The sequence below is a fragment of the Enterobacter sp. 01-M-03-SI-ECC genome (assembly GCF_047530215.1).
In the GTDB taxonomy this organism is placed as follows: domain Bacteria; phylum Pseudomonadota; class Gammaproteobacteria; order Enterobacterales; family Enterobacteriaceae; genus Enterobacter; species Enterobacter chengduensis.
Map to the genome: position 1 here is coordinate 102,095 of NZ_JBLKDA010000016.1, position 12,241 is coordinate 114,335.

A 12,241-nucleotide genomic window follows, 5' to 3' on the forward strand; every position below is an offset into this window, starting at 1 on the left:
CTTATCCGGGATAAACCGTGATGATGTCGCCGTCATAGCTCAGGGCACCGGTATAGAGATAACCCGGTATGTCCTGGATGATATTCAGGCCAATAAGGTGGCGGCTGGCAGGCTTCGCATCGGCGATGAGCCTCTCCATTTCGTAATACATTTCCTCGGTGATGCCCGTATCTAACACGCCGATATCAAGGCGGAAGGTGCCGGGCGGATCGTTGGTTTGCCACCATTCGGTGACGTTGATCAGATAGCCAAGCGGCTCCACCACGCGGCGCACGGCGCCTATCGTTCCCTTGTGGGCGTGAATAAACCACGCGGCGCGGATCACTTCCCGCTTGGTGGCCTCCGGCCAGTTCTCATCCCAGCGGTCAACCGAAAAGGCCCACGCCAGCCAGGGCAGCAGATTTGCCGGACAGGTGTCCGCACTCCAGAGATGGCGCAGCGGAACAGGCGTATTTTCGATATCCGCACAGGCCCGCGCCGCAGCGACCTCAAGCGACGATGAGCCAACCGGTAAGAGGCGGGTATTACTCATCGCTTCCCCCCACGGTTACGCTGTAGTGGCTGCACCATGAGGCCTGCGTTTCATCAAGCACGATGTCAGCCGCGGGCGCGGTGAGCTCCACGCGCTGCACACCTTCAACGTGGAGGGCGGCATAAATGGCGGACTTGCGAATATCGCGCCCAAGCCGATGCTGAGCCGTGATGTAGGCCTGCAGCCGGGCCCTTGCCGCGTTAAGTACCGGCTCACTTTCAGGGCCGGGAAAAAGGAAAAGCGAGGCTTCAATGCTGTAGTCGACAATGCTGGCCGACTGGACGGTCACGCGGTCGGCGACGGGCCTGACGTCCTCATCGTTCAGCGCATTACGAACCACGGCGAGCAGCTCCTCGGACGCCACGCCGTTATTCTCCCGGGAGAGCACGGAGACCGTGACGTTCGCCGGCTGTGGGCTGATCACGGAAATATCCGCCACCCGGCCATCTGCGCTGCGGCCGTGGAACTGATACGCACCGGTCGAACCGGCCACGCTCAGCCCCTCCGGCGCCTGCTGGATCCGCAAGCGAAAATCGGTATCGGACTCCATCACGGTCGGGGTCGGCGGAAACGTGGTATCGTCGGCAGGGGAAATGACCAGACGCGTAAGGTTAGCGTTGGCCCCAATCTGGTCCAGATCGCTACCCGCGGCATAGGCCAACATCACCGCACGCGCAGCCTCATTAACCCGCTGGCGCCAGAGCACCTCCCGGTAGGCGTTCTCCTGCAGGAGCTTCACAATCGGCTCTGACTCCAGCGTCAGCGTGCGTGCAATCGCCTCCCGTTCCTCTTCCGGAAAGAGCGAGACAAAGGTGGCCTTTCGTTCTGCCAACAGCGTTTCATAATCCACCTCCTCCACGACATCAGGCGCGGCGAGCTGGCTCAGATCAACAATAGCCATAGCGTTTAACTCAGTGAAATGGTGATAGAAAAGGAGTGTCCGGAGGTCGGGCGCGTGCCGGTAATATCGACATACAACGTCCCGTCGTTCTCCGAACGCTCGAAGGTGATGGCCGTCAGGCTTATTCGCGGCTCCCATTTCTGGATGGCGGAATAGCATGCGGCCATGATCTGCAGGCGCAGCGCCGGACTTTGTGGCCTGTCGATCATCGCCGCCAGCAGCGAGCCGTAATCCCGGCGCATGACCCGCGAGCCAATTGGCGTGACCAGAATGTCGCGCACGCTTTGCCGGATGTGGTCAGCCTCTGAAAGGCTCAGCCCGGTCTGCCTGTTCATTCCCCTGTAGCGCACCGTCATTGTGTCCCCTTAGTCCAGCTTCCGCCGCTTTGCACACCGCCGTGCGCATGGTTGTCCACCTGCACCCCGTTGGAGGTGAATTTACCGCCGGAGTGCTCAATATTTCCGGCCATCACGCCGCCCTTCTGCACTTCAAGAGAGGCAGTGATTAACCTGTTGGTACACACCACTTCAGGCGTATCCAGCGTGATGCGGGACGTTGCCGTCACCCGCACCTCCGGCACGGTGGCGGTCAGCGATTCAGAGGCGGTAATGTCGGCCGTTTTAATGCCTGAAACCGTCAGCGCCCCGCGCGCGGGTTCGTACTCGATCACCGCGCCGTCAGGGAAAGCGACGTGGAAGGCATCAGGCGACCCGGACGGCGCCGGATGGTCATCAGAGAAAATGCCCGGCAGCACGAAGGCGGTATCCAGCTCCCCGCCGATGGCCAGCAGCAGCACCTGCTCTCCCTCTGAAGGGGCCCACCACACGCGCGAACGTCCCGCGCGGCAGGTTAGCCAGTTCAGCCAGGTGGTTTTCATCCCGCCGGTCTGGACACGACAAAGCCCTCTGTTGAGGTCAACGTCGGTCACAACACCGATACGAATCAGATTGCGGATCGCGCGAGCGATACCGTTCATGGAAGTTAATGTATTCATGAGAAGAGAATGCCGTTCAGGACGAACGGCAGCAACGAGACGGGGTTTTCTGCGGGATGATACAACAAGCGGCCGGCTCAGCAGGCGGCTGGCGGCCTTCAGCGCGGGGAGACTAGTCCTCCCACTGGCTGACCAGCTCGCCGTTGATGTACAACGCCTTCGGCCGCGTAACGGGCTCCGGCAGCGGCGGCTCCGGGGAATACGTTGCGTGCAGAGCGCCCTGATCCTGAGAAACAAGAATGCGCTCGGTCACCTGCACGCTGACGCTGATATCGGTCGTATCGTCATCGTTTAAGACGATCGCGAAGGTGTAACCGTTTTTGCGTCCTTCATCGAGGGTAAAAATGTCCGGCTGGTTTTCCCATAGCCAGGCCAGCACCGGGACGAAAAATTCCTCGCTGTTGCCGGTGAACCCGCTGACCTTCGCGTTCAGCGCATACCGCTTTTCAAAGGAGAGCGAGGGGGCCTGGCGGGCGTCAATGTTGCCGCTGCCGACCGACATCTGCAGGCGCTCCGGCTGGGCATTCAGCTGGGGGATCGCGTCAATTAATGCCTGACGCAGGCTCTTGAGTTTGTACATCGAGTTTATCCTGACAGTCTTTGAGGGTTTCCACCTGCAGCGCGCAGGCGATAAGGGCGTATTCAAGCCTGCGAATATCCGCGCTGAGATCGCCGTTAGTGGTGGGCTCGCTTCCCGGCATCGGGCAGGAGCTCACCTTCGGGCAGGCGTTGTAAACAACGGGCTGCGGAGGCGCAGGCGGTGCGGGTGTGCAGCCTGCGGACAGCATCAGGCAGCTGAGCGGTATACCAGCGGCGTAACGCTTCATTTTCATTGAGTAATCTCCCGATAGTCGCTTCCCGTCTTGCCCGCTCCTCACCCGCAGTGACAAGCTCTTCACGCAGCCTGACCTGGGCGTTTTCGTTTGCTCTGGCCATCCGTTGCGACTGGGAAAGCTGCTGGTTAAGGGTGGCGAGGGCAATTTTTTGCTCGCTGGCAACCCGGTTTGCCGTGGACAGGGAACGGGACAGGGACAGGTTGTCATGGCGCAGCCACAGCGTGATGGCCAGAAGCCCGGCCAGCGCCAGCATCAGGGCCCTCACGGCAGCCCCTTCATGCACCAGGCCTTCTCGCGAACGCGACGATTTTCCAGCCCGGCATTTTTGACGCCGTTGACGTACACCCAGCGGGTTAGCTGTTCGCACGCCTGCGGCCACTGTTTACGCTTAATAAAAGACACCAGCGTCGAACGGCAGGCTGCGCCTGCGCCGACGTTAAAGGTAAAGCTCACCAGCGCGTCGTAGACCCGGGGCGGCATCTCCACCGGGGCGCACGCCGCCAGACGCCGCTCAACGTTGAGCACGTCAGCGACCAGATTGACCGCGGCTTCGCGCTCGGTAATGTTCCGCGTCGGCACAACGTTTGCCGTGTGGCCAATGCCTGACGTCCAGACGCCAGCGCTGCACCGGTAGGGCGAGAGGCGACATCCTTCGAGATCGGCAATCAGCGCCAGCCCCTCCGGGGACGTTTTCAGAAATCGAAAGTCAGGCACCAGCACCGCCATGGCCAGCACGCCGGCGACGCTGCAACGCTTAATGATTGAGTTCACGGATGCTCTTCTTATCGAGGCCCAGAGACTGGAGGTAGCGCCAGGTTTTACGCTTAAACCAGTAGTTCGTCAGCGCGGTAAAAATGGCGCAAACGCTCCCCACGTACAGCGCGACTTTCTCAGGAGAGATCGCCCCGAACCAGGCCAGCGCCACGGCCAGCCAGTAGGCGATAAACGTGGTGATTTTCTCCAGGCTCAGTCCCATAGGTTTACGGATTCTTTGGTGGGGGCGCTACTCACCTCCGGCATCTCGACCGGCGTGCCGTGAGGCAAGATAACGCCTAGCTCCGCGAGGCCAGGATTGGCCTTCAGAACGGCTTCAACGACGCCAGCCGTGCGCCCATAAAAGCGGGCGCAAACGGCATCAAGCGTGTCCCCCTGCATTGCATAGATTTTCATCAGACGCTCCCTACATCCGGTTTCCTGGTACCCTAGAGTTTCCCGGGCCAGCCGGTTTTTCGCTATCGCTGACGGATGGACAATCGCGGGCACAACAGACCGCCCGCGAGCAGCGAAGCGTGTTTCAACGGAAGCGCAAAATGTGAATGAGGGTGTTCGTTCGGGTGATGACGCTAAGGCTAGCGCCAGCTCTCGTCTTCCCAGACTTCCCGGAGAATAGCGTCCAGCATTTCGCGATCGGCCTCTTTTTCAAGCCCCTGGAGCTCGACCCCCGTCACCGATCCTATTTTCACGGTCACCCGCGATGACGGAAACAGGGATCGTATTCTGCGGGTCAGTTCGCTCTGAAAAGCCTCAACGACGGCAGGAGCAATCAGCTGATCCTTATCGAGAGTGATGTTCACCCGAACGTTGCTCTCTTTTTTGATTCGTTCCGGAACAGGCGATGCTGAGAAAACAACGGTAAATGCGTTGTTCTTGATTAAATTTCCCCGCGCAATCTCAGCTATCAAATTCAGGGCAATCTCACGATCTCTTTCCTGACACGTTCCTTCTGTCGTCAGTCGAGCAATCATCTCGACGCGTTCAATCATGACCTGCTCGTTCAACTCTCTGTCCACACAACCTCCACCACGAGATACTGTATAAACATACAGTAGCACGTATTCATAAAAAGAGTGAAGCGAAAAATCAGAACTCTTCGCGGTATGTACATGATATGGATGGAGATTAGCGCGCTCTCTGAGCGAAGCGATCCGTTAAATACCCAATACGTTCAAGGATTTTCCGCGCCTTTTGCGAGTAAGAACATGGTGCCGGAAAGACCGATCCGTCCGCTGCGCCTCTGCACCATTTGTCGTTAAAGCGGCTGATGCCACCCGCCATAAGATGCAGGGCCTCTCCCCGACTGATGGCGATACCGGTGACGAGCCGTATCTCCTCGATCACCTTCTCCGGCACCCCGTTCTGCGGGTCGCTCGCGAAGACGACGGGCGACGCCGCGCCAGGGCGGATAAATTTAATGCGTTCGGTTAACGCCCGTCTTGCACGTCGGCTGAGAGGTTGAGATAGATCGGTGAGCGTACAGTTACTGACAGAACTCCGAGAGGATCCAGGCGCGCTCTTAAGATCCGCGACCCGCTTCGGCACAATTTTCCACTGGGTGAGACGGGTTATAATCGGGCTGCCCGCCCCCACGACCGCATCGTACACGCCGTGGATGCGGACCGTTTCCTGTCCATACTGGTTAAACCCGGCGCGCGGCGCGTACAGGGTGCGCACCTGTAAATCATCGCGACGCACAAACGGCCCGCCCTGGGCGGTGACGTAACCCGCCCAGTCCCCGGCGTCCGCAGCCTCATGGACGGCGGCAAACTCAACGCTCAGACCGCGCGTGGCCTCGGTATCCGCCAGACGCCGCAGCTCGCGGTAAACCGTTACCGGCGCGCCGCCGATGAACTGAAACTGGCGAATATGCCAGCGCCCCGCCCAGGCAGACACGGCGGACGCCGTCTCCTTCAGCGGCCCGCCGCTTTCGTTATCGGTCTCGCCATCGAGCGCATAGCCGTCGATATTCTTTGAGATGTATTTCGCGATATAGCCGGTTGCACTGCCTTTCTGCGGATCGATCGCCCCCGCGTGAAAGCGCGCCCGTCTGGCGCTTTCGCTTTGCAGCTCATCCGCATCCTCCTGCCGCGCGTAATCCCCGATAATCCGGCGAACGCGCTCAACATCTTGCGGCAGCATGAACAGCAGCATGTGCCAGTGGGGCGTACCGTCGTGATGGGGTTCTGCAACGCGAATACCGAAAATACGGATCCCCTCCCGGTGCAGCTTTGCGCGGATACGCGCCCACAGACGGGTAAAGTAGCCTTGCGTATCCGACGGGCTGGCGCCGTTCCACTTCGCGTTGGGATAGCCCGACTTCAGCGTCGCGTGATACGGCGCGGGCGCGGTTAAGGTACAGAACTCGCCCACATAGCCCAGCGCCTCGCAGATATTTTCAAACCCGCGGATGCGGGTCATCAGCTCACAGCGGCGTATGGCAGGGTTGGCCACCGAGGTATCGTATTTTTCAATCAGGCTGATGCGGTTGCCCTCCTCATCCTCAAGCTCCATGCCCTTGAGGAATTCGCGGGTGCGGCGCTTCTGCTCGCGCCACTCGGTCACGCAGCGTTTGCTCGCATACGCCGTTCTCTTTTTGCTGACGTTGCCGAGGGCAATCTGCAAATGCTCGCGCCAGGCAGCCGCGATCCGACGCAGACGCCCGCGCCACCACGCCTCGGAAAACAGGCGGATCACCGCCGCCGCAACGTCATCTCTGTCGAAAAACGTCTTCGACACCCGCTCCCAGTGCGGAGGCGACACGTTGAACTGCCGGGCGATCAGTCCGGCGCGCTGATACCAGACGTACAGCGTCTGGTATTCCCCCATCTCCGCATCGTTAATATTCGCCAGCTCGCCGCGAATAAAGCTGGCGATATCGGCAGCCAGCAGGTCGATATCCGCGCGGGACATATCCGCAAGGCGGTTATAGCGGGCAACCAGCGCGACCATCCGCGAGGCGAGGTATTGCAGAAGCTGGGTGTCGAAATGACCGTCAAATACGGCCCTTGAGACCTCGTCGTGCAGGCCTGCGCAGCCATAGCGTTCAGAGACCTGCCGCAGGCGGGGCAACATTCTGTTGCAGAAGCGGATCAAAAAGGCATTGGCCTGCGGGCCGCCCCGATGCTGCTCAAGGGCGTCAACCGTGCGCCAGACCTCAAAGCGAACGCAGTCAGGCTGCTGTGAGAGGGTAGTTCTTGCCTGCAGCAGCGCCGCGAAAAGACGATTGCGGCGCTGCTGCTGGGCATGGGTGAGATAAGGGCTGGCAATGGCCGACCACGGGGCATTCCACGGATAAGCAAATGACGTAGCCAACTCATCCTCCCCGGACGTGCTTATTTTTCATCTCCGCGATCTCCTGACAGGTGACGCACAGGGCCACGCCGGGCACCGCCATTCGGCGCGCCTCGGGTATCGGGGCCTCGCACTCCTCGCACATAAAACGCGAAGGCGCTGCGGGCCGTCTGCGGGCGCGATCAATGTAACGCTCTCTGTCTTCCTGCTCGCGCGCCTGAGCAAGATCGATAAAATCGGCCATCAGTGCAGCTCCTGGGATTCACGCTCGTAGCGGGCCGCCTCGTGGCACAGCAGTTCGGCAACGTCCTCTCCGCTCATGCCGGTTTTGTAGATATGGCTCGCCAGCGCCTCCAGACGCAGGGAGACTGCAAGGGCTCGCGCGCATCGTTCCTCTGTTTTTGCCTCCGCCAGCAGGCGCTGCAGCTCTTCGTTCCCTATCGGGTAAGGGTGGTTTTCACTGTGTCGCATCACGCGTTCTCCTTAATTTCAGGCAATAGAATGCCCGGCGGGTTTACGCCATTAGGTTTTTGGTTGGGTTACAACGGCATGGTCAGCCGTTCAGGAAATAAGCTCACGACTGCACGGATATGGTTCATGGCGTTAATCAGCGCCCGTTTCTCCTCTGTCGTCAACTCACCGATCTCGCACTCATGGCGGGCGACGGGTAGTCTCGCCAGGAAAAAAAGGGCGGCCAGCGCCCTGCTGTTCTCCTCAAAACAGGGATCGCGCTTATCACGCATGTCAGCCATAAACCGCGCCAGCTCTTTTCCGCTATCGCTCCCGTAGCGGGCGCGGAGTTCAGCGACGTGGTTAAGCCCGCTAAGACGCGCCCCCACGCTAAGTGGCACCTTTGCACATGCGGCTTCTATCGCCATATCTCCCCTCCCGTAAGGTCACGCACGCCAGTGCGCTGAAAACGGGCAGAGCACGGCTTTTTCCGCCGTTTGAGGATTGCGATTTCAGATGCCATGCTGCATGATTCCCATTTTGATACTGTCTGCAATCATTAGCCTCTGTTTGCCAACGTCTGCCGCTGATTGCCCGCATTTGCAATGATACTAATACCCAAATGAGTATTAGTAAACACCCAAAGGAATATATTTTGATCCTAGATTCTCAAGTGAATAATGAAGAGTTACTCGATAGAATCTGTCAGGTATATGGTTTCACCCAGAAAATCCAGCTCGCACGCCACTTCAACATTGCCGCCAGCTCGCTTCAGAACCGCTACGCGCGCGGAACCATTTCTTACGACTTTGCGGTGCAGTGCGCGCTGGACACCGGTGCCAGCCTTCGCTGGCTGATGACCGGGCAAGGTGCGCAGTTTGAAGGTCACCCTGCGCCGGGCGATCCGGTTTCGGTTTCAACATTCACACTCGGTGACGGAAAGCTGGAAGAAAATACTACTTTGAGTATTGACTCTGATTTCTTTAGCAAACCGCTGTCTCGCGGCATCGCCGTTCGGGCGGAGGGTAAGCTGCACTTTATTGAAAAAGACGCCTCGTTAACCGACGGCCTGTGGCTGGTTGAGATTGAAGGCACCGCCAGCATCCGCGACCTGACGCTGCTGCCGGGTAAAAAACTCCACGTGGCGGGCGGCAAGGTGCCCTTTGAATGCGGCATTGATGAGATAAAAACGGTGGGTCGCGTGGTGGGGATTTACAGCGAGGTAAGCTGAGGGCGTGCGGGTAATCAAAAACGCATGCTCGCAATAGAAAATGCCAACCCCGCATTCCTGTGGCGTTGGCCCTGTTTTTAAGGCATTTTGAGGAGGATGAATGGTGGGATAATTAAGCATTATAGTTTCAACTAACACATGTCAATCACCTGGCATGCATTAATCATAATGATTTGAAGGAATTCGCGAAGGCTTAAAAAATATGATATATACCAATTATATTATAAGAAAAAACACTAAACCTTCCCCGTAATGAAAAAATTTCTGGACACCTCAGTGACAAAATCAAAATCACTTATCACCTGACGAGCACGCCCCAAGAAAACAGGCAAGACAGGCCCCCCAGCCATTGAAAAACAGTCGTTTGGGATACAGTTTATTTTTCTTTCATCGTCCTTACACTCAATTAATGAGAGCAAGAAATCCATACCATCTGAATGTATGCTGAGCATTTTTTGATTATCAACATCTTCAATATTAACGCTTCCAGTATGAGTTCTGAGCTTAAGAAGTGCATCGCAGACATCCTCCCACAAAGGAGAATCCTTTTTACTGAAACCTGTATCTTCGCAAAACAGGAAAAGCTTCATATTCATCGTTTGTCCTTTAACAATGTTGTTTTATACGAATTTTAACATGGAAGATAAATAAGCAAGAGCAGGATGAAGACACATAAAGTGATGTTGCTGGCAAATTACAAAGTTTAGGAATTTTATAGCCTGATTTCTGGGAATGATTGCCATCAGCTCGATGATATCGCTGACGCGTCAACTTCTTTTTGTTGTCAAACATCTTGCTGATGCTGTCGTTCGCGTGTGCTGTGTCCCGGCTAAGTTTAGCCGCATGCTGCTGGTCTTTCCTGTCGTCTGCTGCGTTCTGGACGCGCCGCCCAGCCCTATGTCTTTCGCTGCGACAATTTTCGGAGGCGCTGAACGATACCGGCGATCTGCCCGTGTACAAACGGGGCAACGGACATTTTTAGTAATCACTGATAGGACGATCCCGGCTCGATGGCCGGGATCTTTTTGCTATTGAGAATAGAAAATCTTTAATTCTTCCGGATCACGTTCAAGTATCCCAACATAATGTGAGTATGACCTTATTAGTTCAATGTAACCACAGATAGAGTGGATACCAAAAGCCTCTGATAAATCAGCATATCCTTCACTTCTCTCAGTAAGAACACAGCCCCACCCTTGGGGGATTTCGTCATCTACTACATCAAATAAATTTGATGGAACCCACATTGGACCACCTGAAGCAGGACTGACTAAAAAATCGATCCTGGATGTGTAGAACATCACCCCATAAACCTTATATTGCTGGCCTATCTGCAAAGGTGAGAAATCTGTTTCATCCGTCTCCCCCATGATTCTTGCATTTTCAGGTAAAGATTTTCCTGAAACTGAGCGACATAGAACTAACATTTATGAGTTCCTATTTAAATTTGAAGTCATCAACCTGTCCTGTTTTTGTATTACGAACATAATGGACTTCAACGCCATTTATATTTTGAGCCATTTTTACCCACCCCTCAGACCTTGGCCATCTAGGATCAGTCATAGGTATTGGCAACTGACGGCCAGCAGTAGGATTAGACATTGCCTGTTCCATCGACAATTTTTCACCTAAAGAATTCGGAGTAGTTCTTCCAGTTGAACCTCTTCCTAATGGAAGAATACCTTTGCCACCTCCACCTTTAAGCGGATCTCCGTCAGCATCCAGCACATTTGGTTTCAGTGGATTGATATCAAAAATATCGACCGGCAGCTTGTCTTTGTCACCCAGCGAGTTATTCTCAACCGCATTCTTCCCGCCCTGCGCACCCGCAACCGCTGAAGCCGCACTGTCTCCCGCCAGTCCGCCAGCCATCCCGGCCGATATCGTTGCCAGCGCACTGACCGTCTGCTTCTGCTCTTCGCTCAGCTTCGACAAATCTTTGACGTCAGGGTACAGCATACCCGCTATCGCCTTAGCCGCAAGCTCACCGGTCACCGCTCCGGCCGCACCCGCTGCCACACTGTTCCCCTGCAGCGCCGCAACCGCACCGCCCAGGATGGCATGAGCGATGGTTTTCGCTGCCGTATTGTCATCGATCCCCATGCCGTGACCAATACGATACGCCAGCTCCGGTGCCGACGCACCCGCCAGCGCCGCCTTCAGGTCGCTGCCCGCCAGCCCCTGAAGCGCGGCCGTCGCGGCCTGGATACCCCGCTGCAGGTCGCTGCCCGTACCGTATTTTGCCGTTGTGGTCTTGTACGCATCGGTCCCGCGAAGAGCATTCTGATAGGCCTTTTTCAGCGCGTCGCTGGCATCCGCGCCCGGCTCAGTCACCCCCTCTTTCGACAGCGCATCCCGCGCCGCCTTCAGCCCTTCTGTCTCTCCATAAGTGTTCGCAATATCTACCGCCTGCGAGCCAATCTCACCAATCAGCTGCACTTCCTGCAGGCGCCGCTGCTCCTTCTCCTTGTCAAATATCGGGCTGATACTGCCGTTCGCATGCTCCGCACCGCGGCTCAGGTCAGCCACATCCTGCTTCTGGTTCTCCTTATCGCGGATGATGAGCGTCCCCTCGCTCACCGCCGCCTGCGTCGTGCCTTCCGCGTGACCGCTGTTGCCGCCTCCGGCCAGCAGACCATTCGCCATGTTACCGGCAAACTGCTCGCCGATGCTGCCGCCCGAACTGATGCCAGCGCCCTGGTGCTCCGTCTTAAAGTCCGCCTGGTTATGGATATCGCTGAAGCCCAGCGTTCCCGTGTCGAGGCGGTTTTTATCCGCCGTCGCCGTGGAGGCAATCACCCCACCGTCGAGCTGCGTATGGTTACCCACCGTCACGTCAAACCCGCCGCTGCCTGCAAACAGCCCGCTCTGCTCCTGTACCGAATCGTAGTCGCTGGTCATTTTGTCGCGGCCGACATTGATGCTGCCGGAGGCCGTGCCTGCACCAAAGGTGTAACCCACACCGCCGCTGACGCTGTTCTGCTTGCTGTTGTAGTGGTCGCTGTCCTGGGTACTGCCAATCGTCAGGTCGCGCCCGATATCCGCCAACACGGCGTCACCGCTCACCTGCGCCCCGGCAATCGTCGCGTCGCGCCCGGTGTTGATGGTCACGCGGTTACCTGCATCCACCGTGGTCTCGTTCTGCCAGACGCCGTTACCCTTCTCGTGCCCCTTGCTGCTGTTGGCGTTCGCTGAGATGCTGATGCCCGCCCCACCGGAGCCGACACCC

Annotated in this window: 18 protein-coding genes and 1 pseudogene; 1 reads left to right on the forward strand and 18 read right to left on the reverse strand. The window is 57.3% G+C overall.

Features of this window, described 5'->3' with window-relative positions; all coding sequences use genetic code 11:
- Position 1: 1 nt before the first annotated feature.
- The 15 genes from ACMWKK_RS15685 to ACMWKK_RS15755 form a co-directional block, all read right to left on the reverse strand.
- The gene (locus ACMWKK_RS15685; protein ID WP_045331877.1) at positions 2–532 is read right to left on the reverse strand and encodes a phage tail protein I; all 531 of its coding nucleotides are present in this window, start codon (positions 530–532) and stop codon (positions 2–4) included.
- On the reverse strand, positions 525–1,433 hold the full coding sequence (locus tag ACMWKK_RS15690; protein ID WP_112781471.1) for a baseplate assembly protein: 909 nt from the start codon (positions 1,431–1,433) through the stop codon (positions 525–527). Before ACMWKK_RS15690 ends, ACMWKK_RS15685 begins: the two co-directional genes overlap by 8 nt.
- Before the next feature lie 5 nt (positions 1,434–1,438).
- Complete coding sequence (locus ACMWKK_RS15695) at positions 1,439–1,789, reverse strand: GPW/gp25 family protein (RefSeq protein WP_045331873.1); 351 nt, start codon at positions 1,787–1,789, stop codon at positions 1,439–1,441.
- Positions 1,786–2,427, reverse strand: a complete 642-nt coding sequence (locus ACMWKK_RS15700) for a phage baseplate assembly protein V (RefSeq protein ID WP_112781470.1) — start codon at positions 2,425–2,427, stop codon at positions 1,786–1,788. Before ACMWKK_RS15700 ends, ACMWKK_RS15695 begins: the two co-directional genes overlap by 4 nt.
- 112 nt (positions 2,428–2,539) lie before the next feature.
- Positions 2,540–3,007, reverse strand: a complete 468-nt coding sequence (locus tag ACMWKK_RS15705; RefSeq protein WP_112781469.1) for a phage tail protein — start codon at positions 3,005–3,007, stop codon at positions 2,540–2,542.
- Positions 2,970–3,215 (reverse strand): Rz1-like lysis system protein LysC, encoded by a 246-nt coding sequence (gene lysC / locus ACMWKK_RS15710; RefSeq protein WP_112781468.1) that lies wholly within the window; start codon positions 3,213–3,215, stop codon positions 2,970–2,972. The genes ACMWKK_RS15705 and lysC overlap by 38 nt, the downstream gene beginning before the upstream one ends.
- On the reverse strand, positions 3,103–3,516 hold the full coding sequence (gene lysB / locus ACMWKK_RS15715) for an Rz-like lysis system protein LysB (RefSeq protein WP_201746483.1): 414 nt from the start codon (positions 3,514–3,516) through the stop codon (positions 3,103–3,105). Before lysB ends, lysC begins: the two co-directional genes overlap by 113 nt.
- 8 nt (positions 3,517–3,524) lie before the next feature.
- Positions 3,525–4,034, reverse strand: a complete 510-nt coding sequence (locus ACMWKK_RS15720; RefSeq protein WP_112781466.1) for a lysozyme — start codon at positions 4,032–4,034, stop codon at positions 3,525–3,527.
- Complete coding sequence (locus ACMWKK_RS15725) at positions 4,018–4,239, reverse strand: HP1 family phage holin (RefSeq protein WP_045331864.1); 222 nt, start codon at positions 4,237–4,239, stop codon at positions 4,018–4,020. The genes ACMWKK_RS15720 and ACMWKK_RS15725 overlap by 17 nt, the downstream gene beginning before the upstream one ends.
- Complete coding sequence (locus ACMWKK_RS15730) at positions 4,230–4,433, reverse strand: tail protein X (RefSeq protein ID WP_112781465.1); 204 nt, start codon at positions 4,431–4,433, stop codon at positions 4,230–4,232. Before ACMWKK_RS15730 ends, ACMWKK_RS15725 begins: the two co-directional genes overlap by 10 nt.
- Before the next feature lie 179 nt (positions 4,434–4,612).
- Positions 4,613–5,053 (reverse strand): DinI-like family protein, encoded by a 441-nt coding sequence (locus tag ACMWKK_RS15735; protein WP_045331859.1) that lies wholly within the window; start codon positions 5,051–5,053, stop codon positions 4,613–4,615.
- A gap of 109 nt (positions 5,054–5,162) precedes the next feature.
- Positions 5,163–7,352 carry a replication endonuclease gene (locus tag ACMWKK_RS15740; RefSeq protein WP_406542864.1) on the reverse strand — a complete coding sequence of 730 codons (2,190 nt, stop codon included), beginning with the start codon at positions 7,350–7,352 and terminating at the stop codon, positions 5,163–5,165.
- A gap of 1 nt (position 7,353) precedes the next feature.
- Positions 7,354–7,575, reverse strand: a complete 222-nt coding sequence (locus ACMWKK_RS15745) for a TraR/DksA family transcriptional regulator (RefSeq protein ID WP_045331855.1) — start codon at positions 7,573–7,575, stop codon at positions 7,354–7,356.
- Complete coding sequence (locus ACMWKK_RS15750) at positions 7,575–7,802, reverse strand: DUF2732 family protein (protein WP_112781463.1); 228 nt, start codon at positions 7,800–7,802, stop codon at positions 7,575–7,577. The genes ACMWKK_RS15745 and ACMWKK_RS15750 overlap by 1 nt, the downstream gene beginning before the upstream one ends.
- A gap of 68 nt (positions 7,803–7,870) precedes the next feature.
- Entirely contained in the window at positions 7,871–8,209 is a 339-nt protein-coding gene (locus ACMWKK_RS15755; protein WP_045331852.1) for a DUF5347 domain-containing protein, read from the reverse strand.
- Between the two features lie 227 nt (positions 8,210–8,436).
- On the opposite strand from ACMWKK_RS15755, the gene ACMWKK_RS15760 reads away from it, so the two are divergent.
- On the forward strand, positions 8,437–9,012 hold the full coding sequence (locus tag ACMWKK_RS15760) for a phage repressor protein CI (RefSeq protein WP_112781462.1): 576 nt from the start codon (positions 8,437–8,439) through the stop codon (positions 9,010–9,012).
- A 236-nt stretch (positions 9,013–9,248) separates the two neighbouring features.
- Here ACMWKK_RS15760 and ACMWKK_RS15765 read toward each other — a convergent pair whose 3' ends face one another.
- From ACMWKK_RS15765 to ACMWKK_RS15775, 3 genes and pseudogenes are all read right to left on the reverse strand, one after another.
- On the reverse strand, positions 9,249–9,608 hold the full coding sequence (locus ACMWKK_RS15765; protein WP_236653055.1) for a DUF6911 family protein: 360 nt from the start codon (positions 9,606–9,608) through the stop codon (positions 9,249–9,251).
- 432 nt (positions 9,609–10,040) lie between these two features.
- On the reverse strand, positions 10,041–10,439 hold the full coding sequence (locus tag ACMWKK_RS15770; protein WP_139156912.1) for a hypothetical protein: 399 nt from the start codon (positions 10,437–10,439) through the stop codon (positions 10,041–10,043).
- Between the two features lie 358 nt (positions 10,440–10,797).
- Positions 10,798–12,241: pseudogene (locus ACMWKK_RS15775) on the reverse strand (hemagglutinin repeat-containing protein); the annotation flags it as partial.

Excerpts from the sequence above, each read along its gene's own strand:
- ACMWKK_RS15765 (WP_236653055.1), bottom strand. The coding sequence starts at position 9,608 with ATGAATATGAAGCTTTTCCTGTTTTGCGAAGATACAGGTTTCAGTAAA.
- lysB (WP_201746483.1), bottom strand. The coding sequence starts at position 3,516 with ATGCTGGCGCTGGCCGGGCTTCTGGCCATCACGCTGTGGCTGCGCCAT.
- ACMWKK_RS15730 (WP_112781465.1), bottom strand. The coding sequence starts at position 4,433 with ATGAAAATCTATGCAATGCAGGGGGACACGCTTGATGCCGTTTGCGCC.
- ACMWKK_RS15725 (WP_045331864.1), bottom strand. The coding sequence starts at position 4,239 with ATGGGACTGAGCCTGGAGAAAATCACCACGTTTATCGCCTACTGGCTG.
- ACMWKK_RS15685 (WP_045331877.1), bottom strand. The coding sequence starts at position 532 with ATGAGTAATACCCGCCTCTTACCGGTTGGCTCATCGTCGCTTGAGGTC.
- ACMWKK_RS15770 (WP_139156912.1), bottom strand. The coding sequence starts at position 10,439 with ATGTTAGTTCTATGTCGCTCAGTTTCAGGAAAATCTTTACCTGAAAAT.
- ACMWKK_RS15700 (WP_112781470.1), bottom strand. The coding sequence starts at position 2,427 with ATGAATACATTAACTTCCATGAACGGTATCGCTCGCGCGATCCGCAAT.
- ACMWKK_RS15750 (WP_112781463.1), bottom strand. The coding sequence starts at position 7,802 with ATGCGACACAGTGAAAACCACCCTTACCCGATAGGGAACGAAGAGCTG.
- ACMWKK_RS15690 (WP_112781471.1), bottom strand. The coding sequence starts at position 1,433 with ATGGCTATTGTTGATCTGAGCCAGCTCGCCGCGCCTGATGTCGTGGAG.
- ACMWKK_RS15745 (WP_045331855.1), bottom strand. The coding sequence starts at position 7,575 with ATGGCCGATTTTATCGATCTTGCTCAGGCGCGCGAGCAGGAAGACAGA.
- ACMWKK_RS15755 (WP_045331852.1), bottom strand. The coding sequence starts at position 8,209 with ATGGCGATAGAAGCCGCATGTGCAAAGGTGCCACTTAGCGTGGGGGCG.
- ACMWKK_RS15695 (WP_045331873.1), bottom strand. The coding sequence starts at position 1,789 with ATGACGGTGCGCTACAGGGGAATGAACAGGCAGACCGGGCTGAGCCTT.
- ACMWKK_RS15705 (WP_112781469.1), bottom strand. The coding sequence starts at position 3,007 with ATGTACAAACTCAAGAGCCTGCGTCAGGCATTAATTGACGCGATCCCC.
- lysC (WP_112781468.1), bottom strand. The coding sequence starts at position 3,215 with ATGCTGTCCGCAGGCTGCACACCCGCACCGCCTGCGCCTCCGCAGCCC.